Below are 26,993 nucleotides of genomic sequence, written 5' to 3'. Positions count from 1 at the left end.
TGGAACGCCATGACCTCAACGAATCATTCCATTCCTGCGATTCTGCCGCGCAGCAAGGGCCATCAGTTTCTCTTGTATGGCGACTCCTGCTCGGGCGTGCCGGGTGCCTTGCACGAAAGGACCTTCGCCTCGGTCAACGCTGTCGTTCAACGCCTGAGACCGCAGCCTGAATTCATTCTGTTTCCGGGCGACGAGATCATCGGACTGACGCCGGATCCAGACGCTCTGCGCGCGCAGTGGCGCTATTGGCTGGATACGGAAATGGCCTGGCTCGACCGTGCAGCCATTCCGATGTGGCACACAACCGGCAATCACACGACCTATGACGTGATGAGCGAGGCGGTGTTTCGCGCCGCTCTGGACCTGCCGGACAATGGGCCGCCGGGGCAGACTGGTCTTTCCTACTTCGTGCGGCGCGGCGACCTCCTGATGGTATTCGTCAACACGCTCTGGAGCGGCCTTGGCGGTGAGGGCCATGTTGAGCTCGCGTGGCTGGAAGCCACGCTGAGAGAAAATGCTGACGCGCGGCATAAGCTCGTCCTCGGTCATCACCCGGTATTTCCCATCAACGGCTTTACGGGGACGTATCAGCGCGAGATCGGCCACGAATACGCGCGCCCGTTCTGGGACATTCTGGTGAATGAGAACGTGCTTGCCTATTTGTGCAGCCATATCCTCGCCTTCGATGTGCAGGCGCATCGCGGCGTCCTGCAGATTTGCACGGCGGGCGCGGGAACGGCTCACAGGATGCCGGAAGGCGTCGAATATCTGCATTGCGTTCAGGCCGCGCTTGACGAGCAAGGTCTGCGCTATCAGGTGCTCGATACCGACGGCGTAGCGAGGGAGAGGATTGAATGGCCGCTGCGTGATCCTGATCCCGCCGGCTGGAAAGAGCTGCCGTTCGGAGATGTCACAGCGCCGTTTAGCGGGTGTGTGCAGAGCGGACGTCGGATCGAGTTGAGACTACTGGGGCAAAGCGCCGCGACCGATGTGGCGTCAGCCCAGACGATTTTGACGGCCTTCGCGCCTGGTTCGATCGCGCCGTTCTGGCTCGGGCTCCGGGGACCGAAGCAAACTCTGACAGCCATCGTTGGTCGTGAGCCGGGGCGCAGTCCGTCCTATTGGTTTGGACCTGATCTTCCAGAAGGCGCCGGTTTCGATATTCACGTGACGGTCTATCCGGATATGGGTCCCGGCGGTCTCCTGTACCGCCATCATGACTCCGGCCGTTGGTCGTCCTTCACCTCCGCGTCGGCGCAAGGGCTGGACCAGCTTTCGTGGCCCCGGCATTGGGCTATCGGCCACGGACAAGGCGGCAGCGAAGACCGCGCCTTCAGAGGTGCCGCGCTGAGTTTGCTGATCGCGTGAGCGGGCTTCAATGAAACGGCGGCTGGAGATCAGCTCAAAATATCCTTTTGCATCTTGCCGCCGTAGAAATGGAAGAACGGCACTGGCGCATCGTGGCGGAGCGGGCCGGTGGCAAGACGGGTGTCGAGCTCGTTGAGCACATTGCGCGTCATCGGATGCAAATCGGCGAGCGGCTTTGAGCCGAGCTCGACCCAGACCAGTTCGACGAGCTCCGCATCGGCGTGGATTACGCCCTCGACGCGATGGGTGATCGCGGAGGCATCCGCGGTGAAGAAGCGCGTGTCGAAGCGCTTGACGCGGCCGGGCGGGGTGATCGCGCGTGCGATCAGGAACAGGCTGGACGGATCAGGCAGCAGGCCGGCATCCGCAAACGGCTTCCAGTTGCCCTCGAGCTTTGGCACCTTGCCTTCCGCCTTGCGTCCGAGGCAGAGGCCGGTCTCCTCGCAGGCCTCGCGGATCGCGGCGATGGCGAGCGACTTTGCGCGTGAGGGCGGCGTCTTCGGGCTGCCCTTGGCGAGATTGGCTTCCAGCTCGGATGTGATGGGTGCTGCGACCGGCACGCGATAGTCGGTCTTGTCGACGCGGCCGCCGGGGAAGACGAATTTTCCTGGCATGAAGACCACCTTGTCGTGGCGCTTGCCGACCAGGACCTTTGGAATGGCGCCGCTGCGATCGACCAGGATCAGCGTCGCGGCATCCCGGGGACGGAAATAGGGATGGTGATCGGCTTCCTTGCCTTCGTGGATCTTTGCCTTTTCCGCCTGCGCCGTGCCCGTCATGTCCTCACCCAAACCGCTTTTGTTTATTTTGCTTACACCGGCGGAATACCATCCGGAGGGCTGTCGTCAAAGCCGTGCATGCGCAGAGCCCATTGCAATCCGACCACAGCACCCTTGATCGGCTGGAGCAGTCCGAGCGAGGCGACGAACGTGAAGGGCAGATAGGCGGCAAAGCTGATCCAGACCGGCGTGGTGTAGTTGGTCTCGATCCAGAGGATGGTCGGCACGGTGATGTGGCCGACGATGACGATCACAAGATAGGCGGGCAAATCATCGGCGCGATGCGGCGTGAAATCGAGGCCGCAGGCCGAACAATTGTCCGCCGTTTTCAGGAAGGCGCGGAACAATTTTCCCTGGCCGCAGCGCGGGCAGCGGCCGCGAAAGCCGCGCCTCATCGCAGCCCAGAGGTCGCGCTTCTCGACGAGGCCGGTCTCGCGCGTCCAGACTTTTGGGACCGTGTTCATCGCTACCACGCCTTGCCTTTTGCGCCTTTACCTTTTCCTTTGTTCTTCTTGCCCTTGCCGGGCTTCTTTTGCTTCGCAGGCTTGTGCTTCTTCGCCGGACTGCGTCCGGGATGCGCCTTGAACGAGGGGCGGCGTTGCGGACCGGATGGCCTGCGGCCCCGCGGCGCGGTCTCACCGGTCGAGGACAGCAGCTCGAAGCGCAGCGCGCCCGCGATGGGAGCTGCTTCTATCAGACGGACGTCAACGACGTCACCCAGCTGATGCATGGTGCCGCTGCGCGTGCCGACCAGCGCGTGGCGGCCCTCGTCATAGTTGAAATATTCCGTGCCAAGGGATCGGATCGGGATCAGGCCGTCGGCGCCGGTCTCGGCAAGCTTGACGAACAGGCCCGCGCGCGTGACGCCGGAGACGCGGCCCTGGAAGGTCGCGCCGATACGGTCGGCGAGATGATGCGCGATCAGCCGGTCGACGGTCTCGCGCTCCGCCTTCATCGCGCGCCGCTCGGTCACCGAGATGTGGGCTGCGACCTCGCCGAGGCTTTCCGGCGTCTCGCTGTCGGGCAGGGCGCCTTCGCCAAGGCCGAGGGCGCGGACCAGGGCGCGGTGCACGACCAAGTCGGCGTAACGGCGGATCGGCGAGGTGAAATGCGCGTAGCGGCGCAAATTCAGTCCGAAATGACCGTAATTCTCAGCGGAATATTCGGCTTGCGCCTGGGCGCGCAGTACGACCTCGCTGACCAGCGGGAAATGGTCGTGGCCTTCGAGCTGTGCCAGCACGCGATTGAACAGCGCGGGGCGCAACGCGCCTGTCTTCGCGAAGGGCACGTCGAGCGTCTGCAAAAATTCTGCCAGCGCGTGGACCTTCTCCAGCGTCGGCTCGTCATGCACGCGGTAGATCAGCGGCAGCGACTTCTTCTCGAGCATTTCCGCCGCCGCGACATTGGCGAGGATCATGAATTCTTCGATCAGCTTGTGCGCATCAAGCCGCTCCGGGACGACGACGCGGTCGACCGTGCCGTCGCTCTTCAGCAGGATTTTTCGTTCGGGCAGATCGAGATTGAGCGGATCTCGCTCGTCGCGGGCGCGCTTGACGCAGGCATAGGCGGCGTAGAGCGGCCTCAGGATGGGATCGAGCAGGGGGCCGGTGGTGTCGTCCGGCCTTCCGTCGATTGCGGCCTGCGCCTGCGCGTAATTCAGCTTGGCCGCCGAGCGCATCAGGATGCGGTGAAAGCTGTGCGAGCGCTTGCGTCCGTCCGGGGCGATGATCATCCGTACCGCGAGCGCGCCGCGCGGCTCGCCTGGCACCAGCGAGCAGAGATTGTTGGAGATGCGCTCGGGCAGCATCGGCACGACGCGGTCGGGGAAATAGACCGAGTTGCCGCGGTCGAGCGCATTGCGGTCGAGCGCGGTGCCCGGCCGCACGTAGAAGCTGACGTCCGCAATGGCGACATCGACGATGAAGCCGCCCTTGTTGTTGGGATCGGGATCGGGCTGCGCATGCACCGCGTCGTCGTGATCCTTCGCATCCGGCGGATCGATGGTGACGAGCGGCACGTCGCGCCAGTCCTCGCGTCCCTTCAGATTGGCCGGCTCTGCCGCCTCGGCCTCGCGTTCGGCTGCGGGGGAGAATTGCAGCGGAATGTCATGGGCGTAGATCGCGATCAGGCTGATCGCCTTCTCGGACTTGACCGAGCCGAGCTTCTCCTTGACGCGGCCTGAGGCCAGGCCAAAGGCGCGCGAGCGGACGATGTCGACGCTGACGAGGTCGCCGTCCTGCGCGCCGTGCGTCTCGGTCGCGGCGATGTTCAGTTCGCGATCGGCGGACTTCTTGTCGACCGGGATCAGCCGTCCGCCGCCTTCGGGCAGGCTGCGGAACACGCCGAGGATCCGGCTCTTGGCCTTGTCGAAGACCTTGATGATGTGGCCGCGATAGGCCGGGCCTTCGCCCTCATCCGAGCGCTCGACGCGCAGCAGCGCGCGATCGCCGATTCCGGCCGCGGTGCCAGGCTTTGGCCGGCGCGGCATGACGATGAGGATCTTTGGCGGCTCGCCGCCTTCGACTTCGTCCCATTCGGTGGGGGAGGCGATCAGCTCGCCGTCAGCGTCGCGGCCGGTGATGTCGGCGACAAGCGTCGGCGGCAGGCTGTCGGGCTCTGAAATGGTGTGGCGTTTTTTCTTGACGAGGCCGTCGTCGGCGAGCTCGCGCAGCAGGCGCTTGAGCTCGATGCGGTCGGCGTTCTTCAGGCCGAACTCGCGCGCGATTTCGCGGGTTCCGACCTTTCCGGGATTTGCCTTGATGAAGGCGACGATGGCATCCCTGTCGGGAAAGCCATGGTCATTCTTGCGTTTCACTTAACCTCTTAAGTCGTGCCGGCACTCTTCTTGGCCGGAGCTTTGGCGGCAGCCGCCTTGGTCGGCGACGTCTTGACTGCTGAAGTCTTGGCGGTCGACGACACGGCTGCGCGCGCCTTGCTGGTGGATTCGGATTTGGTTTTGGCCGCGGCTTTCTTCGCGGCCGGCTTCTTCGGTTTCGGCGCGGCGTCCTCGCCAGCGGCGGATTTGGTTGCCTTCGCCTTCTTCGCCGGCTTGGCAGCCTTCTTGGGCTTGCCGCCACCCTTGGCCGCGCGCTCGTCGATCAGTGCGATCGCCTGCGGCAGCGTGACGGTGTCCTTTTCGAACTCGGCAGGGATCGTCGCGTTGACGCCGCCCGCCGTGACATAGGCGCCGTAACGGCCGCTCTTCACGGTGACGGTGCCGAGTGTCGGATGATCGCCGATGGCCTTGCCGGGATCGGCGCCAAAACGACGGCTCGGGCCCTTCAAAACCTTCTCGGCAATCAGCGTGACCGCGCGATTGAGGCCGATGTCGAAGACTTCGTCGCCGGCCTCGAGGCTGGCGTAGGTCTTCTCGTGCTTGACGAACGGGCCGAAGCGGCCGAGGCCGGCGGTGATCGGCTCACCGGTTTCCGGATGCTTGCCGATCTCGCGCGGCAGCGACAACAGTTTCAGCGCAAGCTCAAGCTCGACATCGCCGGGCGAGGTGCCCTTCGGGATGCCGGCGCGCTTCGGCTTCTCGTCTTCCGCATAATCCTTCTGCTCGCCGAGCTGGATGTAGGGACCAAACCGGCCGGCCTTGACCCAGACATCGCGACCGGTGTCGGGATCCTGGCCGAGCGAGCGGTCGGCGCTGGCTTCGCCGTCGGCAGCGAGCTGACGGGTGTAGCGGCATTCCGGATAGTTCGAGCAGCCGACGAAGGCGCCGAACTTGCCGGCCTTCAGATTGAGCCGACCATTGCCGCAGCTCGGGCACTGCCTGATGTCGCCGCCATCGGTGCGAGGCGGATAAATGTGCTGTCCGAGCATCCCGTCGAGCACGTCGAGCACCTGCGCGACGCGCAGATCCTTGATCTCGTCGACGGCGCCGATGAAGCCGGTCCAAAAGTCCTTCAGAACCTGCTGCCAGGAGATTTCGTTGTTGGAGACGCGATCGAGCTGCTCTTCCAGATTGGCCGTGAAATCGTATTCGACGTAGCGCGCGAAGAAGCTTTCGAGGAACGCGACCACGACGCGGCCCTTGTCCTCGCCATGCAGGCGCTTCTTCTCCAGCTTGACGTAGCCGCGGTCCTTCAGGACCTGGAGGATCGAGGCATAGGTCGAGGGCCGGCCGATGCCGAGCTCTTCCATGCGCTTGACCAGCGATGCCTCGGAGAAACGCGGCGGCGGCTCGGTGAAGTGCTGGGTGACGGCGAGGGACTGCCGCTTCAGCGCATCGTTCGGGCTCATCGCGGGCAGACGGCGGGAATCCTCGTCCTCCTCGTCGTCGCGACCTTCCTGGTAGAGCGCCAGAAAACCGTCGAACTTGACGACCTGGCCGGTGGCGCGCAGGTCGAGCGTGCGTCCGCCAACCTTCGCCGTGATGTCGACCGTGGTGCGCTCCAGCTCGGCCGATTCCATCTGGCTGGCGATGGTGCGCTTCCAGATCAGCTCGTAGAGCCGGGCCTGATCGGAATCGAGCTTGCGGCTCATGCTGTCGGGCCGGCGCGACATGTCGGTCGGGCGGATCGCTTCGTGCGCTTCCTGGGCGTTCTTGGCCTTGGCCTGGTACTGGCGCGGGGCCTCCGGCACGTAGGCGTTGCCGTAATCCTCGCCGATCACCTTGCGCGCCTGGGTGATCGCGGACGGATCGATCTGCACGCCGTCCGTACGCATATAAGTAATGAGTCCGGTGGTCTCGCCGCCGATGTCGATGCCTTCATAAAGCCGCTGCGCGATCCGCATCGTGTGCGCCGGCGCAAAGCCGTATTTGCGGCTGGCTTCCTGCTGCAGCGTCGAAGTGGTGAAGGGCGCCTGCGGATTGCGCCGGGCAGGCTTCGCATCGACCGTGGTCACCGCGTAGGCGGCGGCTTCGAGCGCCTTCTTGAAATCCTCGGCTTCGGCGCCGGTGCCGATGTCGAGACGCTGGATCTTCTTGCCGTCGGCACCGACCAGGCGGGCCTCGAACGCGTCGCCGCGCGGCGTCAGCAGGGTCGCGATCAGCGACCAATATTCACGGGCAACGAACTTCTCGATCTCGAGCTCGCGGTCGCAGACCAGCCGCAGCGCCACCGATTGCACACGGCCGGCCGAGCGGGCGCCAGGCAGCTTGCGCCACAGCACGGGGGAGAGGGTGAAGCCGACCAGATAGTCCAGCGCGCGGCGCGCCATGTAGGCGTCGACCAGTGCACCGTCGATCTGGCGCGGATGCTTCATGGCATCCGTGACCGCCTGCTTGGTGATGGCGTTGAACACCACGCGCTCGATCTTGTGGTCCTTGATCGCGCGCTTCTCTTTCAGCACCTCCAGCACGTGCCAGGAGATGGCTTCGCCCTCGCGATCAGGGTCGGTGGCGAGAATCAGGCGGTCGGCGCCCTTCAGGGACTTGGCGATGTCATTGAGCCGGCCGGCCGCCTTGGGATCGATCTCCCAGATCATCTTGAAATTGGCGTCAGGATCGACGGAGCCGTTCTTCGCCGGCAAGTCCCGGACATGGCCGAACGAGGCCAGAACCTCGTAGGACGAGCCCAGATACTTGTTGATCGTCTTGGCTTTCGCCGGCGACTCCACAATGACGATATTCATATAGTTCCAGTGACTTACGGGGAAATTTGGGGCCGAATTCGACAAGATTCGGGTCGGCCCTTTCGACCCGAACATGGGTGGTGAGGCCCCCGCTGTCAAATCGAAGGGTGTTGAAGGCCCGCGGAATGGGAAAAGTTTCATATCGAGAAAGTTGTAAATTACCACCTTGGAGTTGCGATTGATGTAGGCGTACAGTTCCAGCGGGGCATGGATTCGGTGGGGTCTGGTGACAAAGCCAGGAAAGAAACGGACGCGCGCCGCATCAGGCGTGGCGGGAGGCTCGCGCAACGAGGAACCGGGGGAGGGCGGGGCGGATGAGGCGGTTGGCTTCATCGCCGAGCAGACAGCCGCGCTGCGCAAGCTCGCCGAGCGCCACAAGCTGGACGTGTTGCATTATCTCCTGGGCATGACGCAGCTCGAGGCCGACGAGCATCTCAGGCTGCGTACCAAGCGGAAGTTGTCGTGAGCTCTTCTGTCGTCCCGGCGAAGGCCGGGACCCATACCGCGGAGTCCATCGACCTGAACGCGGTGCCAATCCCGAACGACCAGCCTTCGCCTAACGTCTCCCTGTGGTTATGGGTCCCGGCCTTCGCCGGGACGACACTGAGGAGAGATCGTGAGTAACGTTATCCAGCCGACCTTCGGCGCGGCGCGGGTCGCAGCTTCAGCGTTGTCTCCGCCTGCGTGAGCAACCGCCCGTCCTCCGCACGCAGCTCGAGCTTCTTCACCGGGCGGCCTTTCTCGCGATCGACCAGAATCGTCGCGATCTCCTCGGGGCGATCGTCGAACGCCTCGCTCCATTGCCGGAGTGCCACCAGGATCGGGAAGGTGCCGCGGCCCTTCGGCGTCAGCACATATTCCTGGTAGGCGCTGCCATCGGAAGCCGGGGCGGTTTCCAAAATGCCGTGGTCGACCAGTGACCGCAGCCGCGCGGCCAAAATGTTCTTGGCCATGCCGAGCTTGCTCTGGAATTCGCCGAAGCGGCGCAGGCCGAGCAGCGCCTCGCGGATGATCAGCAGCGACCACCAGTCGCCGATCGCCTCCAGCGATCGTGCAACCGGACAGGAATCGCCCTCGAAGCTCGTTCGTTTCACCATCGTCTCGTCCCGCTGCGTCTGCCGGATCCCGGCATCGATCACGCGCTTGTGTGGTTGCATCATAAAACCATATGCCCTAGATGGCAAGTGTAGTTTCATTATGCAACCACTGGAGGCGAGCGTGAGGCTCAAGAACAAGACGGCACTGATCACCGGCGGCAACAGCGGCATCGGACTTGCGACGGCAAAGCTGTTCGTCGCGGAAGGCGCGAAGGTGGTGATCACCGGGCGCAACAAGGAGACGCTGGCGGCTGCTGCGAAAGAGCTCGGGCCGAACGGCCTTGCCGTCGAAGCTGATATCACCGACATCGCCGCCACGGAAAAGGCGATCGCGCAAGGGATCGAGAAATTCGGCAAGCTCGACATCGTGTTCGCCAATGCCGGCATCCCCGGCAACACGCCGGTCGGCGGCACCACGCTCGCGGCGTTCGAGCAGGTGATCCGCACCAATCTGACCTCGGTCTTCTTCACCGTGCAGGCGGCATTACCCCATCTCAATGACGGCGCATCCATCATCCTCAACGGCTCGGTGATCTCGGTGCTCGGCAATCCCGGTTATGCGGCCTACGCCGCGAGCAAGGCCGGCGTGCGCGGGATGGCGCGCGTGCTCGCCTCAGAGCTTTCGCCGCGCGGCATCCGCGTCAACGTGGTGGCGCCGGGCGCGATCCGCACGCCGATCTGGAAGGGCGCTGCACCGACAGAGCAGGCATTCGCCGTGCTGGAGGGCCGCATCGCCAAGACGACTCCGCTCGGGCGCATTGGTGAAGTGGATCACATTTCGAAGACGGTGCTGTTCCTCGCGTCGGATGATTCTGCACATGTCACGAGTGCGGAGATCTTCGTCGATGGTGGTTCGACCGGATCACCAGCGGGCGCGCCGATCTATCGCGGTTGATCAATTCAGATGCAAATTGAATCGGTCGGCGCATGCCAAGCGGTTGCGCCGGCCGGTTCCCACATCTCGCCAGATGTATTTTCTGAAGCTTGCGTGATGCGTTGAACCTTCGTGCGTGCTGCCAAGACCTTTTTACAGGCCGGGGTCAAAAGACCCATTCAAGGGAACCCGTTATGCCAAAGGCAGCACGCATTTTTTCTCCGATTTCAGCACCGCGTATTTACACCGAAAAATCCGCCATACCTGCGAAGCGTTCCGACACGTCAGAGTTCATTGGGGTCGCGCTGTTCTCCGGCATCGGCTTGTTCATTTCGCTCGTTGCCGTCATCCTGGGCGTGCAGGGCGCCTGGTTTTAGCTTCACCGAACGTCCGCCCGTTTGATCAGCCGCCGCAGGCAATCTTACGGCGGCTGATGGTGTCGGCGTGGCCTCAGGCCGCGCGCAGGCTCGTTGCCGCCTGGAGCGCGTTCGCGAGCGATTTTTCGCGATGGTCCGGGCCAACCTGGATGCCGTCGGCGAAGATGAATTCGGGGTTGGTGACGCCGATGAAGCCGAACACCCAGCGCAAATACGTTTCGAGATGCTCGCCGATCGCAGCAGGCGTGCCCGCGCCATAATAGCCGCCGCGCGAGATGGCCACGATCACGCGCTTGCCACCGGCAAGACCCTGCGGGCCATTCGCGTCGTACTTGAACGTTTTCCCTGCCACGAGGACGCGGTCGATCCACGCCTTGAGCTGGCTCGGAAGCGTGAAATTGTACATGGGGGCGCCGATCACGACGATGTCGGCATCGAGGAACTCATTCAGAACAGCCGCGCTTGCGGCGAGATCGGGTCCAAGTTCCGCGGGCGCTGGCGCGCCCTGCGCAGCCGCGAGGTGCGATCCGGAGAGGTGGGCAAGCGGGGTCTGGGTCAGGTCGCGATAGACGATTTCGAGCGACGGCGTTGACTGACGTAGCCGGTCGACGATGGCGGCGGAAACCTGCCGGCTGACGGAGTGGGGGCCGAGCACGCTGGAGTCGATATGGAGGAGTTTCATTTGGATCACCCATGGTATATGTTTGTAACCAGAGCTACATGAGTGACTGTCGAAATCTCCGCAAGAACGCACATTTTTGGGCCATGAGCACATTATTGAAACCTGCACACATCGATTTGCCTGCCCCTCCGACGCGGCCGGATCCCAACCACGCCGGCTGTCGCGGCGTCGCCTCGGTGCTCTCGCGCGTCGGGGATAAATGGAGCGTGTTCGTCATCATGACGCTTGGCGACGGACCGAAGCGCTTCAACGAGCTCAAGCGCATCATCGACGGCATCTCGCAGCGAATGCTGACCCTGACCCTGCGCGGGCTCGAGCGGGACGGGCTGGTGACACGGACGGTGTTTCCGACCATTCCGCCGCGGGTCGATTATGAATTGACCGAACTCGGTCGCGGGCTCGCCGATCCCGTGCAGGCGCTTGGCAAATGGGCGTTTGCGCATCTGCCGGAGATCGAGGGCGCGCGGACGCGGTTCGACAAGCGCAACGACGGGCTAAAGTAGAGAAACCAGTCCGCCGCCATGGCGTTCGAGCCGGCCGGCGAGCTCGAGCTCCAGCAGCACCGTGCGCACGATTGCGGGCGAGGCGCCGGACATCCGCACGAGATCGTCGATCGAGATCGGGGCAGGGCCGAGCAGGCCGGTGATCTGGCCGCGGTCGTGCCCTTGCGGATCGCTCTCGAACGGCTCGCTGTCGGGCTCGCCTGCGGTGCGCATCGCCGGGCGCTCCATGATCGGTGCGACCGCGTTGATGATGTCGGCAGCTTCGGTGACGAGTGTCGCGCCCTGCTTGATCAAATCGTTGGTACCGGCGGCGCGCGGATCGAGCGGCGAGCCGGGGACGGCGAACACTTCGCGGCCCTGTTCGGCAGCCATGCGTGCGGTGATCAGCGAGCCCGAGCGGTGCGCGGCCTCCACCACGACCACGCCGAGCGAGGCGCCCGAGATCAGCCGGTTGCGGCGGGGGAAATCGCGGGCGCGCGGTTCATGGCCGAGCGGCATCTCGGAGATCGCAGCGCCACCGCGGTCGAGGATCGCTGTGAGCAGATCGCCGTGCTCGGGCGGATAGATGCAGTCATGCCCGCCGGCGAGCACGGCGATCGTGCCGCTCTCGACGCTCGCACGATGCGCGGCCTGGTCAACGCCACGCGCAAGTCCCGAGATGATGACAAAACCGGCCTCGCCGAGCTCGCGGGCGAGCAAGCCTGCGAACTTCAGTCCGGCGCCGGAAGCATTGCGCGAGCCGACGATGGCGATCATCGGCCGCATCAAGGTCGCGTTGTCGCCGCGCACGGCAAGCAGCGGCGGCGCGTCGTCGAGCGTTGCCAGCCGTGCCGGATAGCCGTCCTCGCCGGGTGCGAGCCAGGCGATGCCGAACTTGCGGCTCGCGGCGAGCTCGGCCTTCGCCTCGTCAGCGCTACAGATACGCCCCGATCGCGCGGCGCCACCCCGACGCGCCAGATCAGGCAGCCGCTCCAGCGCCGCGCGCGCGGTGCCGAAATGATCGACCAGCGAACGGAAGGTGCGCGGCCCGACATTGTCGGAGCGGATCAGCCGCAAACGGTCGATCCGCTCAGTCTCGGTCAGCTCCACGCTCGGATTGATGGCGTCCACGGTGTCTCCTTGTGGGAGCAGAATGGAACAACCTGAGGGAGTGGGCAACAGGGGGTGTGTTTGTTTCTATCGCCGCAATCATGGACCGAGGAGGAGAAGTCGGCACTCCTACTCGATGACCTCGTCCGCGCGCACCTGCAACGACTGCGGAATCTCGAGGCCGAGCGCCTTGGCGGTCTTCAAGTTGATGACCGTCCTGAACTGGGTTGGCTGCTCGATGGGGATGTCGGCCGGGTTCGCGCCCTTCAATATCTTGTCAACGAAAACAGTGGCGCGGCGAAACATAGAGGTGAAGTCCACCCCGTACCCTACCAGCGCGGCCCCCCGGGACGCGACGATGGGTGCGGCAATCGATGGCACGCGGCACTTTTCGACAATCGCCCCGACCAACGCCGAATTGGTCACAAACGCATTGGCGTCCGTGATCACGAGACCGTCCATAGCGGTGGAGCCGACGATTGATAGCGCGTTGTCGAGGTCGCCGGGGATGTCAACCTCGATCGGTCGCAGCTCCACCTTCATTGCCAACGCGGCGTTCGTCATGGCACTCATTGTGCCGTTGTTCAGGGGGTTGCCTCGTTGCATGAGCACCCCTGCGCGGGTCATCGAGGGAGCTATGCTCGCAAGAACCTCCAACCGCTTCGCAGCTAGTTCCGTGAGGAAAAAGGTCTGTCCGGTAATGTTGCCACCGGGATGAGCCATGCTGGCTGCAAGGCCCAAGGATACCAGATCGGGACCGACGATCATCACGGTTGGAATTGTGGTCGTCGCACGGTGCGCGGCAAGAACCCCGGGAAATGTAGCTGTCACGAGAACGTCGACGCCGAGGGCGACCAGTTCAGCAGCCAGCGCCGGAAGCCGGTTGTCGTCGCCATCGGCGTCGCGATATTCAACGTGGACGTTCTCGCCCTCAACCCAACCGAGACCGCGCAGCGCAACGAGGAACGCGTCGACCTCCGCATTTCGCGGTGGGGGGAGGAAAAGGCCGATCCGCGAGACGCGCTTCACTTGCTGAGCGCGTGCGGCGGTTGCCCACGCCAACGCCCCACCGGCCAAAGTGATGAATCCGCGTCGTTTCATAGCTGCGCTTAATCGCTCATCCTCTAGCGAACAGTAAGCATTTTTCGGCACTGGTCCAGCCACGTCAACGAACGGGTGGATCAGAACGCGCACTGCCTAAGCCGACACCGCGTCAGCGCTTGCGTGGCTCCTTCGCAATGCTAAAAGCGATGCCAATAAGAAGGGTTTTGCCATGATCTCACTTGCCGACCTCCAGCGCCGCATCGAAGCGGGCGAGCTTTCGCCTGAGGACGCCATCGCGCAATCGCACGCGGCGATCGAGGCCAGGGAGAAGGACGTCCGCGCCTTCGTCCGGCATGACAAGTCAGCCAAGGCACAAGCCTCCGGGCCGCTGCGCGGCATCGCTGTCGGCATCAAGGACATCATCGACACCGCCAATATGCCGACCGAGATGGGCTCGGAGATCTATCGGGGCTGGCAGCCGCGCGCCGATGCGCCGGTCGTGATGATGCTGAAGCGGGCGGGGGCCACCATCATCGGCAAGACCACGACCACGGCGTTTGCCTCGCGCGATCCGACGCCGACGCTCAATCCGCACAATGTTGGCCACACGCCGGGCGGCTCGTCGTCGGGCTCGGCGGCGGCGGTCGGCGCCGGAATGATCCCGCTGGCGCTGGGCACCCAGACCGGCGGCTCGGTGATCCGGCCGGCAGCCTATTGTGGCGCCGCTGCGATCAAGCCGTCGTTCCGCATGCTGCCGACCATCGGCGTCAAATGCTATTCATGGGCGCTCGACACGGTCGGCCTGTTCGGCGCCCGCGCCGAAGATCTCGCGCGTGGACTGTTGGCGATGACCGGCCGCACCGAATTCTCCGGCATTGTCGCGGCCAAGGCGCCGCGCATCGGCGTGGTCAGGCAGGAGTTTGCGGAAGCCGTGGAGCCGGCAGCGGAAGAGGGGTTGCTGGCGGCGATCAAGGCCGCCGAGCGTGCCGGCGCCAGCGTCCGGACCATCGACCTGCCCGAGGCGGTGAAGGAAGCCTGGCGCATCCACCCGATCATCCAGGATTTTGAGGCGCATCGCGCGCTCGCCTGGGAGTTTTCCGAGCGTCACGACGAGATCGCGCCGATGCTGCGCGCCAGCCTCGATGAGACCGTCGGACTGACGCCGAAGGAATATGACGACGCACGTCGGATCGCCCGTCGTGGCCGCCGCGAGCTGGCTGAAATGTTCGAGGGTTTCGACGTGCTGCTGACCTATTCCGCACCGGGCACAGCACCAGCCAAGGAGCTGGCCTCGACCGGCTCGCCCCGCTACAACCGGCTGTGGACGCTGATGGGCAATCCTTGCGTCAACGTGCCAGTGCTGAAGGTCGGCGGACTGCCGATCGGCGTGCAGGTGATCGCGCGCTTCGGCAATGATCCCGGCGCACTCGCAGCGGCGTGGTTCCTGGAGGATGCGTTGGCGAAATCAGGCTAGCGCGGGTTCGGCAGAGACAATGCGCTGACCTGGCGTCGGCCGCGCAACGGCGGCGTTCGAACCTTGCCCGAGCCAGCGCTCGGCGGCCTGGCGGCCGCTCCGATGCAAGAGGCGGATGAAGCCGCGGCCGAGGTCGGTCGATGAGCGCTGCGCCAGGCCCTCGATCGAGTCTTCCGCAGCGATCCTGAACAGCCGCAGCGAAGGCGCTGCGTGCGATCGCGCCCATTCCAGCGCTGCGATCTCGGCATTGAGGGCGGCATTCGCCGCGATCTGGTCGAGCCGACGGTCGATCGCGGCGAGCGTGATCGGCACATAATTGTCTCGGGACGGGGTGACTTGAACGAGCAGTACGTCCGTCGCCGCAGTTTCCTGCACCAGTTTCACGAGCGGTGGATTGCCGCCGTAGCCGCCATCCCAATAGGCCTCGCCCTCGATCTCGACGGCACAGTGAACCAGAGGCGGACAGGTCGAGGCGAGCGCGACGTCAGCATTGATCGCGTCATTGCGAAAGATCTGCTGCTGCCCGTCACGAATCCGCGTCGCCGCGATCTGAAGCTTTGGGCACCTCGCATCGCGCAGCGCCGCAAAATTGATGTCGCGCGACAGCGCCAGCCGCAGCGGGTCGAGATCGAACGGATCGAACTGACCGGAGCGCAGCGTCGGCCCGAACGCGACCGAGCTTCCCGCCGGCGAGAAGCCGCCGACCAGCATCAGCGAGCGGAACGAGGCCTCGTGCATGAGCCGGACCCAGAACCGGTTCAGCCGCGCGCGGGCGCCCTCGCGCCCGCCCTCGGCAAAACCGCTGGCGAGCAGCAGCGCGTTGATGGCGCCGGCGCTGGCGCCGCTGATCGTGTCGATCTCGATCGACGGCTCTTCCAGCAGCCGCTCCAGCACGCCCCAGGTGAAGGCGGCAAAGGTGCCGCCACCCTGCAAGGCCAGCGACAATTTTCGGGGCGGCCATTGTGTTGAGGGCGCGGTCCGCGTTGGCATGACCGGCGTGGCGACAGCTACAGGCTCGACAGCATGAGCAACTGGCGCAACAGGAGCAGGTGGCGGAGCCGGCGATGAAACGGCGGCGGGCTTTGGCGCAGGAGGGGGCGAGGGCGCATCGGACCAGATATTGGTCATCGAGAGCAGCCGGCTTGCTGCAGTGCCCTGCAAGCCACCCTCATCATGCGTGCCGATAATCTTCTCGCTCATTCTGAGCTACCGCGTAACGCCATTTCCTCTGTCAGGATGACAGGCATGGAACCCGTTCGCCAATACAACCGTGATTCGGCCCAGAGTTGCGAACAGGAATTGGCATATAATGCGGAGGAGGCGCGGCGGTATCCGTACTTTTTCCGGTCTTAGATTTTGTTTTGACGCGTTTTCTTGACGCGAACCGGTATCCACTTCGCTCGAAAACGCTCTAGGCCTTCTCGCCGATCCGGCTTTCCTTGCCCGATTGCAGCCGTTTGATGTTCTCGCGATGGGCGTAGAACAGCAGCAGCGTCAGCACCACGGCCAGCGCAGACAATGCGAGATGGCCGAACCACCACAGGAAGATTGGGGTGATGAAGGACGCCACCAGCGCCGAGAGCGAGGAATAGCGGGTGGTGAAGGCGGTAGCTAACCAGAGCACACAGAAAACGACGGCGGCCGGCCAGAACAGCCCAAGCAGGATGCCGATATAGACGGCGACGCCCTTGCCGCCTTTGAACTTGAGCCAGACCGGGAAGAGATGGCCGAGGAAGGCGCCGAGCCCGGCCACCATCGCGGCATTCGGGCCTGCGATGTAGCCGGCGATCACCACCGCCGCAGTGCCCTTGAGCGCGTCGAACAGAAGGGTTGCTGCGGCAAGGCCCTTGTGTCCCGTGCGCAGGACGTTGGTGGCGCCGATACTGCCGGAGCCGATCGAGCGCAGGTCCTGCGTGCCGGCGAGTTTGGTCAGGATCAGCCCGAACGGAATCGAGCCGAGGAGGTAGCCGATGATGAAGGCCACCGGCAGGAATGCTTCAAGCCCCATGGGGGTGTCTCCATGTCCGACATAGCCAGCGCCCATGATCTGGTCCTGACGTGTTACGGCGGCGACGTGAGACGCGGCCCGCATCGCCAAAATACGGCATCTCAGACATGCTCAAAAACCGTCCGTCCGCCAACGATGGTCCGGACCACGCGGCCTGTAAAGCGGGCTTCGTCGAATGGCGTGTTCTTGCTGGGCGATTTGAGATCGGCGGGATCGACCACCCAGGGGACATCGGGATCGATCACGATAACGTCCGCCGGTGCGCCGGTGCGCAGGGTTCCGCCGGGCAGGCCTAGAATCTCGGCTGGCCGGGTCGACATCGCCCGGATCAGCGTCTTGAGGTCCAGCTCGTCATTATGGACCAGCCGCAGGCCCGCCGGCAGCATGGTCTCAAGCCCAATGGCGCCGGGTGCGGCTTCCGCGAACGGCAGGCGCTTGACCTCGACGTCCTGCGGATTGTGGTCGGACATGATGACGTCGATGAGGCCGGAGGCCACGGCTGCGACCAGCGCGCGGCGGTCGTCCTCGGTGCGCAGCGGGGGCGACAGCTTCAGGAACGAGCGGTAGGGCCCGATATCGTTCTCGTTCAGCGCAAGATGGTTGATCGAGGCCGAGGCGGTCACGGCGAGGCCGGCGTCACGGGCGCGTTTGAGGATTTCGAGCGAGTCGATGCAGGTCAGCGAAGCCGCGTGATAGCGCCCGCCGGTGAGCGCGACCAGGCGCATGTCGCGCTCGAGCATCACGGCCTCCGCCGCGTTCGGGATGCCCATCAGGCCGAGCCGGCTCGCGAACTCGCCCTCGTTCATCACGCCTTCGCCGACGAGATCGGGATCCTCGGTGTAGTGCACGATCAGCGCGTCGAAATCGCGCGCGTAGGTCAGCGCGCGGCGCATCACCTGCGCATTGGTCACGCTTTTGTCGCTGTCGCTGAAGGCGATTGCGCCGGCGGCCTTGAGCAGGCCGAACTCGGTCATCTCCTCGCCGTGCATCCCTTTGGTGAGCGCCGCCATCGGCTGGATGTTGACGATTGCGGTGTCGCGGGCGCGGCGCATCACGAAATCGACGGTCGCCGAATTGTCGATGACCGGCGAGGTGTCGGGCTGGCAGATGATGGTGGTGACGCCGCCGGTCGCAGCCGCCTGGCTCGCGGACGCAAAGGTTTCGCGGTGGCTGAAGCCGGGCTCGCCGACAAAGGCGCGCATGTCGATCAGGCCGGGTGCCACGATCTTGCCGGAGCAGTTGACGACGTCGGTGCCCTCGGGGACGCCGGCAGCTCCGATGCCGCGGCGGGTCTCGCGGATTATGCCGTCCGCAATCAGGACGTCGCCGGGGCCGTCGAAATCCCGCGAGGGATCGACGACGCGGGCGTTGGCAAGCAGGATGGGTCGTCGATCGGTCAACATGAGCATCACGCGTTCGGCAGGTTGCGGGCGAGCGCTTCGAGCACGGCCATGCGTACGGCCACGCCCATCTCTACCTGTTCACGGATCAGGGATTGCGCGCCGTCGGCGACGGCTGAGTCGATCTCGACGCCGCGGTTCATGGGGCCGGGATGCATGACGAGCGCGTCGGGCTTGGCGTAAGCGAGTTTCTTCTGGTCCAGCCCGAAATAATGGAAGTACTCGGAGGTCGACGGCACGAAGGAGCCGTTCATGCGCTCGCGCTGGAGCCGCAGCATCATGACGATGTCGGCGCCGTTGAGCCCCTCCCGCATGTCGCGCGCCACCTCGACGCCCATGCGTTCGAGCCCCGGCGGCAGCAAGGTGGTCGGGCCGACCACGCGGACGCGGGCGCCCATGGTGTTGAGCAGGATGATGTTGGAGCGGGCAACGCGCGAATGCAGCACGTCGCCGCAGATCGCGACCACGAGGCCTTCGATCCGGCCCTTGTTGCGGCGGATGGTCAGCGCGTCGAGCAGCGCTTGCGTCGGATGCTCGTGCGCGCCGTCGCCGGCATTGATCACGGAACCGTCAACCTTGCGGGCCAGCAGTTCCACCGCACCTGAGGCGTGATGCCGGACCACCAGGATATCCGGGTGCATGGCGTTCAACGTCATGGCGGTGTCGACCAGCGTCTCGCCCTTCTTCATGGACGAGGAGGAGACCGACATGTTCATGACGTCGGCACCCAGGCGTTTGCCCGCGAGCTCGAACGAGGACTGCGTCCGGGTCGAGGCCTCGAAGAACAGGTTTACTTGCGTCCGTCCACGCAGGACGGTGCGCTTCTTGTCAACCTGGCGGTTGAGCTCGACATATTCTTCGGACAGGTCGAGCAGGCCGGTGATGTCGGCCGCGGAAAGGCCCTCGATGCCCAGCAAATGCCGGTGGCCGAGGACGAAGGTCGATTTTGATGTCATTAAAACGAGAGCTATAGGCGGGGATGGCTGGGGGGGCAAGGGCCAATGCCGGGGCGGGGAGTTATCCCCTGATCTGTCGGGTTCTGCGTCCTCCGTCATGCCCGGGCATAGCCGTCCGAAGGACGGCGTCGCTTCCGCTCGCCTATGTCCCGGGCATCCACGTGCTTCATTCGCATTTGACGTAAAAAGGCCGTGGATGGCCGGGACAAGCCCGGCCATGACGATATGGGGGCTTCAGTTGAAAACAATTCTGACGGCGCTCTTAGCAGCAATCATCATCAGCGAAGCCCACGCCCAATCGCTCCCCGGCGGCTTCGTCTATTTGCGCGACATCGATCCCAGCATCATCCAGGACATCCGCTACGCCAGCTCCAACAATTTCATCGGCCGTCCGATGAGCGGCTATGGCGCGGGCGAGTGTGTGGTGAAGCGGGAGGTGGGGTTGCGGCTGAAGGCGGTGCAGCAGGAGCTGGCGGCGCAAAACCTGTCGCTCAAAATATTCGACTGTTACCGACCGGCGCGCGCATCGCTCGATATGGTGAAGTGGTCGCAGAACGGCCGGGAGACAGCAGCAGAGCGGCGCTACAATCCGAAGATCCCGAAGACGGAGCTGTTTCGCCTTGGCTATATAGCGAGCCGCTCGCAGCATTCGACAGGTGCGGCGCTCGACCTGACCCTGGTCGATCTGAGGGCTGACAACTCCGCCAAATACGATCCGTCAAAAACCTATGCCGACTGCACGGCGCCGGTCGAGGCGCGCATCCCGGAAGGCAGCGTCGACATGGGCACCGGCTATGACTGCACGGACGCGAAGGGGCACACCGCAGCACCGTCGATCACGCCGGACCAGCGTGCCTGGCGCAAGCGGCTGGTCGCTGCGATGGCTCGGCAAGGCTTTGTGAACTATTCGAAAGAGTGGTGGCATTTTTCCCTGCCGGGGGCGGGCGGGGCGGCCTATGATTTCCCGATCCAGCCGCGGCGGAACTGATTCCGGTCGCAGGAAAGCGCCATGACTGAGCCCAGCCTCGCGACCTCTGAAGTCTTCAACGATCCGCCGCTTGACGTGACGCCCGCGGACGCCGCGCCGCGCGTGTGGAAATTCTGGGGCACGGCGCTGTGGGGGGCCCTCCTCTTCGTCGCGATGTTCGTCGGACAGATTGGCGCCATCGTCCTGTTCGTCGTGTATCGCGGTCTGCCGCTCAGCCTTGCATCGATGCAGCTCGTCGGCGGCGAGCCTCAGGCGCTGGCGTTGTCGGTCATCATGGGTCTGCCGGCGACGCTTGCGGTCGCGTGGCTCGCCATTCGCATCAAGGGGGCATCCTTCGTCGATTATCTCGCGCTGCATTGGCCATCCTGGAAGCAGATCCTGTTTGGCGCCGTCGGTCTCATCGTGATCGTGCTGGCCTGGGAGGTCACATCGCGATCCCTGGGCCGCGAGGCGACTCCGGGCTTCATGACCGATCTGCTGAAGTCGGGTCGCGACAAGGGCGCCGCGCTGCTGCTTCTGTTCGCCTTCAGCGTGGCCGCGCCGATGTCGGAAGAGATTCTGGCGCGCGGCTTCCTGTTTCGCGGCTGGTCGGCGAGCTTCCTGCGCGTGCCCGGCGCGATCATCCTGTCGTCGCTGGTGTGGACGGCGGTGCATCTGCAATACGACATGTACTTCCTCGCCGAGGTCTTCTCCATCGGCGTCTGGTTCGGCTACATGCGCTATCGCGCCAATTCGCTCTGGCTCACCATCGTGCTGCATGCGCTGAACAACATGACGGCGGTGGTGCTGACGATGTGGCTAGGGAGCTAGGCGGGCGGATGTGCTGCATTCTCTTGATTGCTCGTTGAATGGTGCTCAGGTAGGTTAGGTGGAACCTAAGCCTGCCTTCGCCGCGAAGTTGTCGTGAAAAGCCCGCATGTCCGATCTCGAAAATGCCGATCCCTCCGCGGCGGACTCAACCCGGCTGCCCCGGACGTGGGATTTCATGGAGACCCTGTTCGTCGCCTTGATTGCTGACGGTGCGTTTGCGCTGACCGGTGGCCTCGCACTGAGTGTTTTGCTAGTCGCTTATGGTGGAGCAAAAAACCTGCCTCCGGCCGAATTTCAGGCTGTGTGGGTGCAGGGCCGCTGGCAGGCCTCCGGCATCATCCTGGGAACACCGGCCACGATCGCGGTGCTCTGGGTCGCGATCCGGATGGCCGGTCGAGACTTCGCTGACTATCTAGCGCTCACTTGGCCAAGTCGCGATGAGGTGGTCTGCGGGTTCGGCATCATGATCATTCTGATCACCGTCGAAGCCTTTGTCACGATCAAGCTCGGAATCGTGGGGCCTCGAGCCAATTCGGACTTCGTCGTCGGAGGGGCCGCCGGCTTGTTCACTTTGGCGTTAGGATATTGTGTTGCGGCGCCCGTGCTGGAGGAGTTCGTCTTCCGAGGATTTATGTTTCGAGGCTGGTCTCAGTCGTTTCTCGGTCCGTTCGGCGCCATCGTCCTCACAGCCGCGCTATGGGCGCTCAATCACACGCAATACGGCTGGTATGATCGCTCCTTGCTTTTCGTCACTGGGCTTGTGCTTGGCTATTTTCGCTTGCGAACCAATTCCACCTGGCTGCCGGTCATGCTCCATTCGGGCATGAACATGACGATCATTTTCTTGGGAGGCCCGTACGTCTAGCGCGCGGCCACCAGCGCGATCGCGATCGGCATCGTGATCGCCGCCAAAATCGTTTGCAGCGTGATGATCTGCGCCAGCAGCGGCGCATCGCCGCCCATCTGGCGGGCCAGCACATAGGCGCTGGGCGAGGTCGGCACCGCCGCGCAGATCGCCACGATCGCGAGGCTGTCGCCGGAGAGGCCGAACCAGGCGGCGAGTACCAGCGCGAGCACAGGCATCAGCACGAGCTTGAACGCCACGCCGATCGTCGCACTCACGCTCGGGCGGAACAGGCCCTTGAGCTGGAGGCCGGCGCCGGTGACAAGCAGGCCGATGGCGAGCGAGGAGCGGCCGAGCGCATCGGCGACCTCGTGCCAGATTTTTGGCAGCGGCAGATGGATGACGTTGATGAAGAGGCCGATGGCGCAGGCCCAGATCAGGGGATTGCGGATCACCGTCATGACGATCGCGCGCGCGGACTGTTTCTCCGGCGATGCGTAGTGCGCCAGCACCGCGACGCTGAACACGTTGACCAGCGGAATGATCGCGACCATCGCTACGGAGGCCAGCGCCAGCCCGACATCGCCGAACATGTTGGCGGACACCGAGAGCGCCACATAGGTCTGCCAGCGCGTCGCGCCCTGGAAGATCGAGGTGAAGGCGGGGCCGTCGATGTCGAGGCGCGCCAGGGCAGGCCGTAGCGCGAGGCAGAGAAGCGACATCGCGAGCGCCGACAGCAGCAGCGCGCCGCCGACGCCGGCCACCGGCACCTTGGAAAGATCGGCCTTCACCAGCGTCTGGATCAGCAGCATTGGAAACAGCACGAAATAGGTCAGCCGCTCCAGCCCGTGCCATTGCGTGTCCAGCCGCATCAGGCTGTGCCTGAGCACGACGCCGAGCACGATGAGGATGAAGACCGGCAGCAGTGCCGCGATCACGACGGCCATGGATCAGCCATTCTCCGAAGCCGCGCGAAGATTGGCGAGCCGGTCGAGCGCGCCTTGCAGGATGAAGATCGCGGCGTGCTCGTCGATCACCTCGGCGCGCTTGGCGCGGCTGACATCCATGCCGATCAGCTCGCGCTCGACCGCAGCGGTCGAGAGCCGTTCGTCCCACAGCCCGATCGGAAGCGCGGTGAGGCCAGCAAGGTTGCGGGCGAAGGCGCGGGTCGACTGCGCGCGGGGGCCCTCGCTGCCGTCCATGTTGATGGGCAGGCCGAGCACGAAGCCGACCGCCTTGCGCTCGGTGGCGATCGCGAGCAGGCGGGCGGCATCCTGCTTGAATGCCTTGCGCTGGATGGTCTCGACGCCGGTCGCTAACCGCCGGTCCGGATTGGACACGGCAACGCCAATGGTCTTGGTGCCGAGATCAAGGCCGACCAACCCGCCGCGTTCGGGCCAGTGGGTTGCAGCATCGATCAATGGCAGGATAAGAGCCGGCACGGTCTAGCGCATATCACGCGTCGCGCTGCGGAGTGAACCGGGAACATGGATGCACTGACGTTATTCGGCTTGTTTGCCGTCACCGCCATGCTGGTCTGCTATGCCATGGAGGACCGCAGCCACTGGTTCGTGCTGCTGTTCGCGGTGTCCTGCGCGCTCGGCTCGGCCTACGGCTTCCTGCAAGGCGCCTGGCCGTTCGGTCTGGTCGAGGCGATCTGGGCCGTCGTTGCACTGCGGCGCTGGCATCTCAGGCCGCGATGATTTCGTCATCCTTCTTCAGGCAGGCGATAAAGCCGCTGAGCGCACTGTATTGATGGCCGGCGCGGCGCTGGATGAACAGCGTTTCGACCCGCGCGTGTGACGGGCTCAGCGCGTGGATCGAGACGCTGCCGTTCATCGCGCTGCGCTCGACGACAGTGCGCGGCAGCAGCGTCACGCCCATGTCGGCCGCGACGCAGCCGATCATGCCGTCGAGCGTGCCGAGCTCGAAGCGCGCCGCGGACGGCCAGCCGAACTCGACAAAGATCTGTTCGAGCCGCTGGCGATAGGTGCAGCCGGTGCGGAACGCGAGCGCGGTCGGGCCGGACTCCGGCGTGCCGGCGCGCAGTTCGGCCAGCGAACCCCAGCGCCGCGCGCTGACCAGCACCAGCTCTTCGCGGAACGCGCTGGTCGCGGTGAGGTCGGCATGCGCGATCGGACCAGCGACGAAGGCGCCGTCGAACGTGCCGTCGAGCACGCCCGCGACGAGATCGGCGGTGGTCGCCGTTCGCAGGCTCAGGCGCACGGAAGGGAAGCGGCGGTGGAAATCGGCCAGCAGCGGCGGCAGCCGCACCGCGGCGGTGGTCTCCATCGAGCCGATCGCGAGCGGTCCCTTCGGCTCGCCATCGTCACGCGCCGCGAGCACGGCCTCGCGTGACAACGCGGCCATCCTTTGCGCGTAAGGCAAAAGCCTTTTGCCCGCGCCGGTGAGCGTCATGCCGCGGCTATGTCGTTCGAACAACGGCGTGCCGATCTCGGCCTCCAGAGCCTTGACGCGCTGAGTGACGTTGGATTGCACCGTGTTGAGCTCTTCGGCGGCGCGGGTGATGCCGCCGGTGCGGGCGACCGCGGCGAATGTCTGGATGTCGCTGAGTTCCATGGCTTCGTTTCGCTTTTGTGATGGCAGCGTTCGCTAGAATTCAATTTTCGAGAATGCTATTCCGGCCTAGTCTGGCTGTCGAGAGTGGAGCAGCCATGCCGATCACCACGCCGCTGACGGAGCTTCTCGGGATCAGGCATCCGATCCTGTCGGCGCCGATGGACACGATTGCGGGCAGCCGGCTGACCCGCGCGGTCAGCGAGGCCGGCGGCTTCGGCATTCTGGGTGGTGGCTACGGCGATCAGGCCCGGCTCGAGGCGGAGACCAAAGAGCTCAGCGGCTTTGCACCGTTCGGTATCGGCTTCATCACCTGGAGTCTGGCGAAGCAGCCAAAGCTTCTCGACATCGCGCTGGACGCGGGTCCGCAAGCCATCATGCTGTCGTTCGGCGCCCCCGCGCCGTTTGCGCCACGTATCAAAGCGCGCGGCGCGCGATTGATCTGCCAGGTGCAGAGCGAGGACATGGCGAAGCAGGCGCTCGACGCCGGTGCGGAGATCCTGATCGCGCAGGGCACCGAAGCCGGCGGCCATGGCGCGTCGCGCACCACCGTCGATATCGTTCCGGCGATCGTCGATCTTGCGGCAGGGCATGTGCCCGTGGTTGCGGCCGGCGGGATTGCCGATGGCCGCGGCCTTGCGGCGATGATGATGTTGGGCGCATCCGGCGTGCTGGTCGGCACCCGTTTCTATGCAAGTATCGAGGCCAACGGCGCCGAAGAGGCAAAGCAGCGCATTCGCGCGGCTGATGGCAATGACACCGTGCGCGGCGTCGTTCCCGATTGGTCGCGACAATTGTTCTGGCCGGCTCCGTTCACCGCGCGCACGCTGGTCAATGACCATATCAAGAGCTGGACCGGCCGCGAGGTCGAGCTGATGCAGCGCGCGGGCGAGATCGCGGTAGAGTATATGGCGGCCAGGGCTGCCGGAAATTTCGAGGTCGCGGCCGTCTTTGCCGGCGAGGCCGTCGGCCTGATCCATGATATCCCGCCCGCGGCAGAGATCGTCGAGCGGATTGCGCTTGAGGCCGAGCAGCTGCTCGCCGGCCGGCGCAATTCCATCGCATCGCTCGCCTGAAACAAGAGAGACAGCACCATGTGGCCCGACCGTCGACTGATCGATCTCTTCAAGACCGAACTCCCGATCGTGCTGGCGCCAATGGCCGGCGTGATGGATGCGGAGCTGGTGATTGCAGCAGCGCAGGGCGGCGCGCTCGGCTCGCTGCCGTGCGCCATGCTGTCGGGAGAGAAGATCCGCGAGCAGGTCAACATCATCCGCCAGCGCGTGTCTGCGCCCGTCAATCTGAACTTCTTCTGCCACACGCCGGTCGAACTCACCGCCGCGGCGGAAGCGCGTTGGAAGCAGCGCCTCGCGGGCTATTACAAGGAGCACGGCCTCGATCCGGCAGCCCCGGTCAACGCCGCCAACCGGGCGCCGTTCGATGCGGCGGCCTGCGCGGTGGTGGAGGAAGTGAAGCCGGAGGTCGTGAGCTTCCATTTCGGCCTGCCGGAGAAGGCCCAGCTTGACCGTATCAAAGCGGCCGGTTGTCTCGTGATCGCCTCGGCGACGACGGTGAAGGAGGCGGTCTGGCTGGAGCAGCGCGGCGTCGACGCCATCATTGCGCAAGGGGCGGAGGCGGGCGGCCATCGCGGCATGTTCCTGACCGACAAGATAGCCGAGCAGCCCGGGCTCTTTGCCCTGTTGCCGCAGATCGTCGACGCCGTGAAGGTGCCGGTCATCGCAGCCGGCGGCATCGCTGACGGGCGGGGCATTGCCGCGGCCTTCACGTTGGGCGCATCCGGCGTGCAGATCGGCACTGCCTATTTGCGCTGTCCGGAATCGACGCATACGGCGGCGGGGCGCGCCGCGCTTGCAGAGGGGCGGGATGATTCCACCGTGATCACCAACGTCATGACCGGGCGGCCGGCGCGCGGGGTTCAGAACCGCCTGATCCGCGAGGTCGGCCCGATCTCGCCCGATGCTCCGCCATTCCCCCATGCTGCAACCGCCCTGGCGCCGCTGAAATCGGCAGCCGAGAAACAAGGCCGCGTGGACTTCACCAATCTCTGGGCCGGGCAGGCCATTGCCCTCGGCCGTGAGGTCCCGGCGGCCGAATTGACCCGGGATCTCGCCAAATCGGCGCTGGACCGGTTGCGGCAGATGGCCGGATAGCTCCCAGCGCCGGTTGCGGCGCAAAAGCGGCCTCTGCTATACGGCGGATAGGTTTTGCCGTGAGAGGCCTTATATAATGTCCGTCGACGCCGCTACCGTCCGCCGCATCGCGCATCTGGCGCGCATCGCGGTTTCCGAGGACGAAGTTCCGCACTTGCAGGGCGAGCTCAACGCCATGCTCGCCTTTGTCGAGCAGCTCTCGGAGGTCAATGTCGAGGGCGTGGAGCCGATGACCTCGGTCACCCCGATGCAGATGAAGAAGCGGCAGGACGTGGTCAACGACGGTGAGATCGCCGACGATATCGTTGCCAACGCGCCTGCGACCGAGGGGCACTTCTTCCTCGTGCCCAAAGTCGTTGAGTAACTTGCATA

The 26,993-nt window shown here is 64.7% G+C and carries 28 protein-coding genes; 13 read left to right on the top strand and 15 right to left on the bottom strand.

The features are described 5' to 3' along the window. Positions 1–9: 9 nt before the first annotated feature. On the top strand, positions 10–1,368 hold the full coding sequence (locus tag UB31_RS21840) for a metallophosphoesterase family protein (protein ID WP_045012350.1): 1,359 nt from the start codon (positions 10–12) through the stop codon (positions 1,366–1,368). A 29-nt stretch (positions 1,369–1,397) separates the two neighbouring features. On the opposite strand, the gene UB31_RS21835 is transcribed toward UB31_RS21840, so the two are convergent. Genes UB31_RS21835 through topA form a run of 4 tightly spaced genes read right to left on the bottom strand, consistent with a single transcriptional unit; the run spans position 1,398 to position 7,727 of the window. Beyond that, positions 1,398–2,147 carry an NUDIX hydrolase gene (locus UB31_RS21835; protein ID WP_045012349.1) on the bottom strand — a complete coding sequence of 250 codons (750 nt, stop codon included), beginning with the start codon at positions 2,145–2,147 and terminating at the stop codon, positions 1,398–1,400. 32 nt (positions 2,148–2,179) lie between these two features. Then, a complete protein-coding gene (locus UB31_RS21830; RefSeq protein ID WP_045012348.1) occupies positions 2,180–2,611 on the bottom strand; it encodes a DUF983 domain-containing protein in 432 nt (143 codons plus the stop codon). 2 nt (positions 2,612–2,613) lie between these two features. Beyond that, positions 2,614–4,962 carry a ribonuclease R gene (gene rnr / locus UB31_RS21825; protein WP_045012347.1) on the bottom strand — a complete coding sequence of 783 codons (2,349 nt, stop codon included), beginning with the start codon at positions 4,960–4,962 and terminating at the stop codon, positions 2,614–2,616. An 8-nt stretch (positions 4,963–4,970) separates the two neighbouring features. Then, positions 4,971–7,727, bottom strand: a complete 2,757-nt coding sequence (gene topA / locus UB31_RS21820) for a type I DNA topoisomerase (RefSeq protein WP_045012346.1) — start codon at positions 7,725–7,727, stop codon at positions 4,971–4,973. A gap of 226 nt (positions 7,728–7,953) precedes the next feature. On the opposite strand from topA, the gene UB31_RS21815 reads away from it, so the two are divergent. Beyond that, the gene (locus tag UB31_RS21815) at positions 7,954–8,193 is read left to right on the top strand and encodes a hypothetical protein (RefSeq protein ID WP_045012345.1); all 240 of its coding nucleotides are present in this window, start codon (positions 7,954–7,956) and stop codon (positions 8,191–8,193) included. A 160-nt stretch (positions 8,194–8,353) separates the two neighbouring features. On the opposite strand, the gene UB31_RS21810 is transcribed toward UB31_RS21815, so the two are convergent. Further along, a complete protein-coding gene (locus tag UB31_RS21810) occupies positions 8,354–8,824 on the bottom strand; it encodes a winged helix-turn-helix transcriptional regulator (RefSeq protein WP_045012398.1) in 471 nt (156 codons plus the stop codon). A gap of 121 nt (positions 8,825–8,945) precedes the next feature. On the opposite strand from UB31_RS21810, the gene UB31_RS21805 reads away from it, so the two are divergent. Further along, a complete protein-coding gene (locus tag UB31_RS21805; protein WP_045012397.1) occupies positions 8,946–9,719 on the top strand; it encodes an SDR family NAD(P)-dependent oxidoreductase in 774 nt (257 codons plus the stop codon). Positions 9,720–9,892: 173 nt separating this feature from the next. Beyond that, positions 9,893–10,075 carry a hypothetical protein gene (locus tag UB31_RS21800; protein ID WP_045012344.1) on the top strand — a complete coding sequence of 61 codons (183 nt, stop codon included), beginning with the start codon at positions 9,893–9,895 and terminating at the stop codon, positions 10,073–10,075. Between the two features lie 73 nt (positions 10,076–10,148). Here the strand turns inward: UB31_RS21800 and UB31_RS21795 are convergent, their stop codons facing one another. After that, positions 10,149–10,757, bottom strand: a complete 609-nt coding sequence (locus tag UB31_RS21795; protein ID WP_045012343.1) for an FMN-dependent NADH-azoreductase — start codon at positions 10,755–10,757, stop codon at positions 10,149–10,151. 83 nt (positions 10,758–10,840) lie between these two features. Between UB31_RS21795 and UB31_RS21790 the strand changes: the two genes are divergently transcribed. Then, positions 10,841–11,260 carry a winged helix-turn-helix transcriptional regulator gene (locus UB31_RS21790; RefSeq protein ID WP_045008027.1) on the top strand — a complete coding sequence of 140 codons (420 nt, stop codon included), beginning with the start codon at positions 10,841–10,843 and terminating at the stop codon, positions 11,258–11,260. Here UB31_RS21790 and dprA read toward each other — a convergent pair. Both dprA and UB31_RS21780 read right to left on the bottom strand, forming a co-directional pair. After that, a complete protein-coding gene (dprA, locus tag UB31_RS21785) occupies positions 11,252–12,394 on the bottom strand; it encodes a DNA-processing protein DprA (RefSeq protein WP_045012396.1) in 1,143 nt (380 codons plus the stop codon). The two genes, UB31_RS21790 and dprA, sit on opposite strands and share 9 nt — an antisense overlap. Before the next feature lie 84 nt (positions 12,395–12,478). Next, the gene (locus UB31_RS21780; protein WP_045012342.1) at positions 12,479–13,450 is read right to left on the bottom strand and encodes an ABC transporter substrate-binding protein; all 972 of its coding nucleotides are present in this window, start codon (positions 13,448–13,450) and stop codon (positions 12,479–12,481) included. Between the two features lie 172 nt (positions 13,451–13,622). Here UB31_RS21780 and UB31_RS21775 point away from each other — a divergent pair, with 172 nt between their 5' ends. Continuing rightward, the gene (locus tag UB31_RS21775; RefSeq protein ID WP_045012341.1) at positions 13,623–14,867 is read left to right on the top strand and encodes an amidase; all 1,245 of its coding nucleotides are present in this window, start codon (positions 13,623–13,625) and stop codon (positions 14,865–14,867) included. On the opposite strand, the gene UB31_RS21770 is transcribed toward UB31_RS21775, so the two are convergent. From UB31_RS21770 to UB31_RS21755, 4 genes are all read right to left on the bottom strand, one after another. Continuing rightward, positions 14,859–16,067 (bottom strand): patatin-like phospholipase family protein, encoded by a 1,209-nt coding sequence (locus UB31_RS21770; RefSeq protein ID WP_045008024.1) that lies wholly within the window; start codon positions 16,065–16,067, stop codon positions 14,859–14,861. The two genes, UB31_RS21775 and UB31_RS21770, sit on opposite strands and share 9 nt — an antisense overlap. A 211-nt stretch (positions 16,068–16,278) precedes the next feature. Next, positions 16,279–16,875, bottom strand: coding sequence for a glycerol-3-phosphate 1-O-acyltransferase PlsY (plsY, locus tag UB31_RS21765; protein WP_045008023.1), 597 nt, complete (start codon positions 16,873–16,875; stop codon positions 16,279–16,281). A gap of 101 nt (positions 16,876–16,976) precedes the next feature. Next, positions 16,977–18,278 (bottom strand): dihydroorotase, encoded by a 1,302-nt coding sequence (locus tag UB31_RS21760; RefSeq protein ID WP_045008758.1) that lies wholly within the window; start codon positions 18,276–18,278, stop codon positions 16,977–16,979. Positions 18,279–18,283: 5 nt separating this feature from the next. Further along, the gene (locus tag UB31_RS21755; RefSeq protein WP_045008022.1) at positions 18,284–19,231 is read right to left on the bottom strand and encodes an aspartate carbamoyltransferase catalytic subunit; all 948 of its coding nucleotides are present in this window, start codon (positions 19,229–19,231) and stop codon (positions 18,284–18,286) included. A 217-nt stretch (positions 19,232–19,448) separates the two neighbouring features. Between UB31_RS21755 and UB31_RS21750 the strand changes: the two genes are divergently transcribed. The 3 genes from UB31_RS21750 (at position 19,449) to UB31_RS21740 (ending at position 21,894) form a co-directional block, all read left to right on the top strand. Then, entirely contained in the window at positions 19,449–20,219 is a 771-nt protein-coding gene (locus tag UB31_RS21750; protein ID WP_045012340.1) for a M15 family metallopeptidase, read from the top strand. Between the two features lie 21 nt (positions 20,220–20,240). Beyond that, positions 20,241–21,029, top strand: coding sequence for a CPBP family intramembrane glutamic endopeptidase (locus tag UB31_RS21745; protein ID WP_045012339.1), 789 nt, complete (start codon positions 20,241–20,243; stop codon positions 21,027–21,029). A 106-nt stretch (positions 21,030–21,135) separates the two neighbouring features. Then, a complete protein-coding gene (locus UB31_RS21740) occupies positions 21,136–21,894 on the top strand; it encodes a CPBP family intramembrane glutamic endopeptidase (RefSeq protein WP_050044812.1) in 759 nt (252 codons plus the stop codon). On the opposite strand, the gene UB31_RS21735 is transcribed toward UB31_RS21740, so the two are convergent. After that, positions 21,891–22,820, bottom strand: coding sequence for an AEC family transporter (locus UB31_RS21735; protein WP_045012338.1), 930 nt, complete (start codon positions 22,818–22,820; stop codon positions 21,891–21,893). The genes UB31_RS21740 and UB31_RS21735 overlap by 4 nt on opposite strands. Positions 22,821–22,823: 3 nt before the next feature. Further along, entirely contained in the window at positions 22,824–23,315 is a 492-nt protein-coding gene (gene ruvX / locus UB31_RS21730; RefSeq protein WP_045012337.1) for a Holliday junction resolvase RuvX, read from the bottom strand. A gap of 45 nt (positions 23,316–23,360) precedes the next feature. Here ruvX and UB31_RS21725 point away from each other — a divergent pair, with 45 nt between their 5' ends. Next, on the top strand, positions 23,361–23,576 hold the full coding sequence (locus UB31_RS21725; RefSeq protein WP_045008018.1) for a hypothetical protein: 216 nt from the start codon (positions 23,361–23,363) through the stop codon (positions 23,574–23,576). Here the strand turns inward: UB31_RS21725 and UB31_RS21720 are convergent. Then, on the bottom strand, positions 23,563–24,453 hold the full coding sequence (locus tag UB31_RS21720; RefSeq protein ID WP_045008017.1) for a LysR family transcriptional regulator: 891 nt from the start codon (positions 24,451–24,453) through the stop codon (positions 23,563–23,565). The two genes, UB31_RS21725 and UB31_RS21720, sit on opposite strands and share 14 nt — an antisense overlap. 53 nt (positions 24,454–24,506) lie before the next feature. Between UB31_RS21720 and UB31_RS21715 the strand changes: the two genes are divergently transcribed. The 3 genes from UB31_RS21715 to gatC all read left to right on the top strand — a co-directional run bounded on the left by UB31_RS21715 (position 24,507) and on the right by gatC (position 26,985). Beyond that, a complete protein-coding gene (locus UB31_RS21715) occupies positions 24,507–25,526 on the top strand; it encodes an NAD(P)H-dependent flavin oxidoreductase (RefSeq protein WP_082078583.1) in 1,020 nt (339 codons plus the stop codon). Positions 25,527–25,544: 18 nt separating this feature from the next. Beyond that, on the top strand, positions 25,545–26,621 hold the full coding sequence (locus UB31_RS21710) for an NAD(P)H-dependent flavin oxidoreductase (RefSeq protein WP_045012335.1): 1,077 nt from the start codon (positions 25,545–25,547) through the stop codon (positions 26,619–26,621). Positions 26,622–26,697: 76 nt separating this feature from the next. Continuing rightward, the gene (gene gatC / locus UB31_RS21705; protein WP_008548395.1) at positions 26,698–26,985 is read left to right on the top strand and encodes an Asp-tRNA(Asn)/Glu-tRNA(Gln) amidotransferase subunit GatC; all 288 of its coding nucleotides are present in this window, start codon (positions 26,698–26,700) and stop codon (positions 26,983–26,985) included. Positions 26,986–26,993: the final 8 nt, after the last annotated feature.

Origin of the sequence: Bradyrhizobium sp. LTSP849, assembly GCF_000938255.1 — a bacterium.
Classification (GTDB): Bacteria; Pseudomonadota; Alphaproteobacteria; order Rhizobiales; family Xanthobacteraceae; genus Bradyrhizobium.
This window is presented reverse-complemented; position numbering and strand designations above follow the sequence as displayed.

Excerpts from the sequence above, each read along its gene's own strand:
- UB31_RS21840 (WP_045012350.1), top strand. The coding sequence starts at position 10 with ATGACCTCAACGAATCATTCCATTCCTGCGATTCTGCCGCGCAGCAAG.
- UB31_RS21835 (WP_045012349.1), bottom strand. The coding sequence starts at position 2,147 with ATGACGGGCACGGCGCAGGCGGAAAAGGCAAAGATCCACGAAGGCAAG.
- UB31_RS21830 (WP_045012348.1), bottom strand. The coding sequence starts at position 2,611 with ATGAACACGGTCCCAAAAGTCTGGACGCGCGAGACCGGCCTCGTCGAG.
- topA (WP_045012346.1), bottom strand. The coding sequence starts at position 7,727 with ATGAATATCGTCATTGTGGAGTCGCCGGCGAAAGCCAAGACGATCAAC.
- UB31_RS21810 (WP_045012398.1), bottom strand. The coding sequence starts at position 8,824 with ATGGTGAAACGAACGAGCTTCGAGGGCGATTCCTGTCCGGTTGCACGA.
- UB31_RS21800 (WP_045012344.1), top strand. The coding sequence starts at position 9,893 with ATGCCAAAGGCAGCACGCATTTTTTCTCCGATTTCAGCACCGCGTATT.
- UB31_RS21795 (WP_045012343.1), bottom strand. The coding sequence starts at position 10,757 with ATGAAACTCCTCCATATCGACTCCAGCGTGCTCGGCCCCCACTCCGTC.
- UB31_RS21790 (WP_045008027.1), top strand. The coding sequence starts at position 10,841 with ATGAGCACATTATTGAAACCTGCACACATCGATTTGCCTGCCCCTCCG.
- UB31_RS21780 (WP_045012342.1), bottom strand. The coding sequence starts at position 13,450 with ATGAAACGACGCGGATTCATCACTTTGGCCGGTGGGGCGTTGGCGTGG.
- UB31_RS21775 (WP_045012341.1), top strand. The coding sequence starts at position 13,623 with ATGATCTCACTTGCCGACCTCCAGCGCCGCATCGAAGCGGGCGAGCTT.
- UB31_RS21770 (WP_045008024.1), bottom strand. The coding sequence starts at position 16,067 with ATGAGCGAGAAGATTATCGGCACGCATGATGAGGGTGGCTTGCAGGGC.
- plsY (WP_045008023.1), bottom strand. The coding sequence starts at position 16,875 with ATGGGGCTTGAAGCATTCCTGCCGGTGGCCTTCATCATCGGCTACCTC.
- UB31_RS21760 (WP_045008758.1), bottom strand. The coding sequence starts at position 18,278 with ATGTTGACCGATCGACGACCCATCCTGCTTGCCAACGCCCGCGTCGTC.
- UB31_RS21755 (WP_045008022.1), bottom strand. The coding sequence starts at position 19,231 with ATGACATCAAAATCGACCTTCGTCCTCGGCCACCGGCATTTGCTGGGC.
- UB31_RS21750 (WP_045012340.1), top strand. The coding sequence starts at position 19,449 with ATGACGATATGGGGGCTTCAGTTGAAAACAATTCTGACGGCGCTCTTA.
- UB31_RS21745 (WP_045012339.1), top strand. The coding sequence starts at position 20,241 with ATGACTGAGCCCAGCCTCGCGACCTCTGAAGTCTTCAACGATCCGCCG.
- UB31_RS21740 (WP_050044812.1), top strand. The coding sequence starts at position 21,136 with ATGTCCGATCTCGAAAATGCCGATCCCTCCGCGGCGGACTCAACCCGG.
- UB31_RS21735 (WP_045012338.1), bottom strand. The coding sequence starts at position 22,820 with ATGGCCGTCGTGATCGCGGCACTGCTGCCGGTCTTCATCCTCATCGTG.
- UB31_RS21725 (WP_045008018.1), top strand. The coding sequence starts at position 23,361 with ATGGATGCACTGACGTTATTCGGCTTGTTTGCCGTCACCGCCATGCTG.
- UB31_RS21720 (WP_045008017.1), bottom strand. The coding sequence starts at position 24,453 with ATGGAACTCAGCGACATCCAGACATTCGCCGCGGTCGCCCGCACCGGC.
- UB31_RS21715 (WP_082078583.1), top strand. The coding sequence starts at position 24,507 with ATGCTATTCCGGCCTAGTCTGGCTGTCGAGAGTGGAGCAGCCATGCCG.
- UB31_RS21710 (WP_045012335.1), top strand. The coding sequence starts at position 25,545 with ATGTGGCCCGACCGTCGACTGATCGATCTCTTCAAGACCGAACTCCCG.
- gatC (WP_008548395.1), top strand. The coding sequence starts at position 26,698 with ATGTCCGTCGACGCCGCTACCGTCCGCCGCATCGCGCATCTGGCGCGC.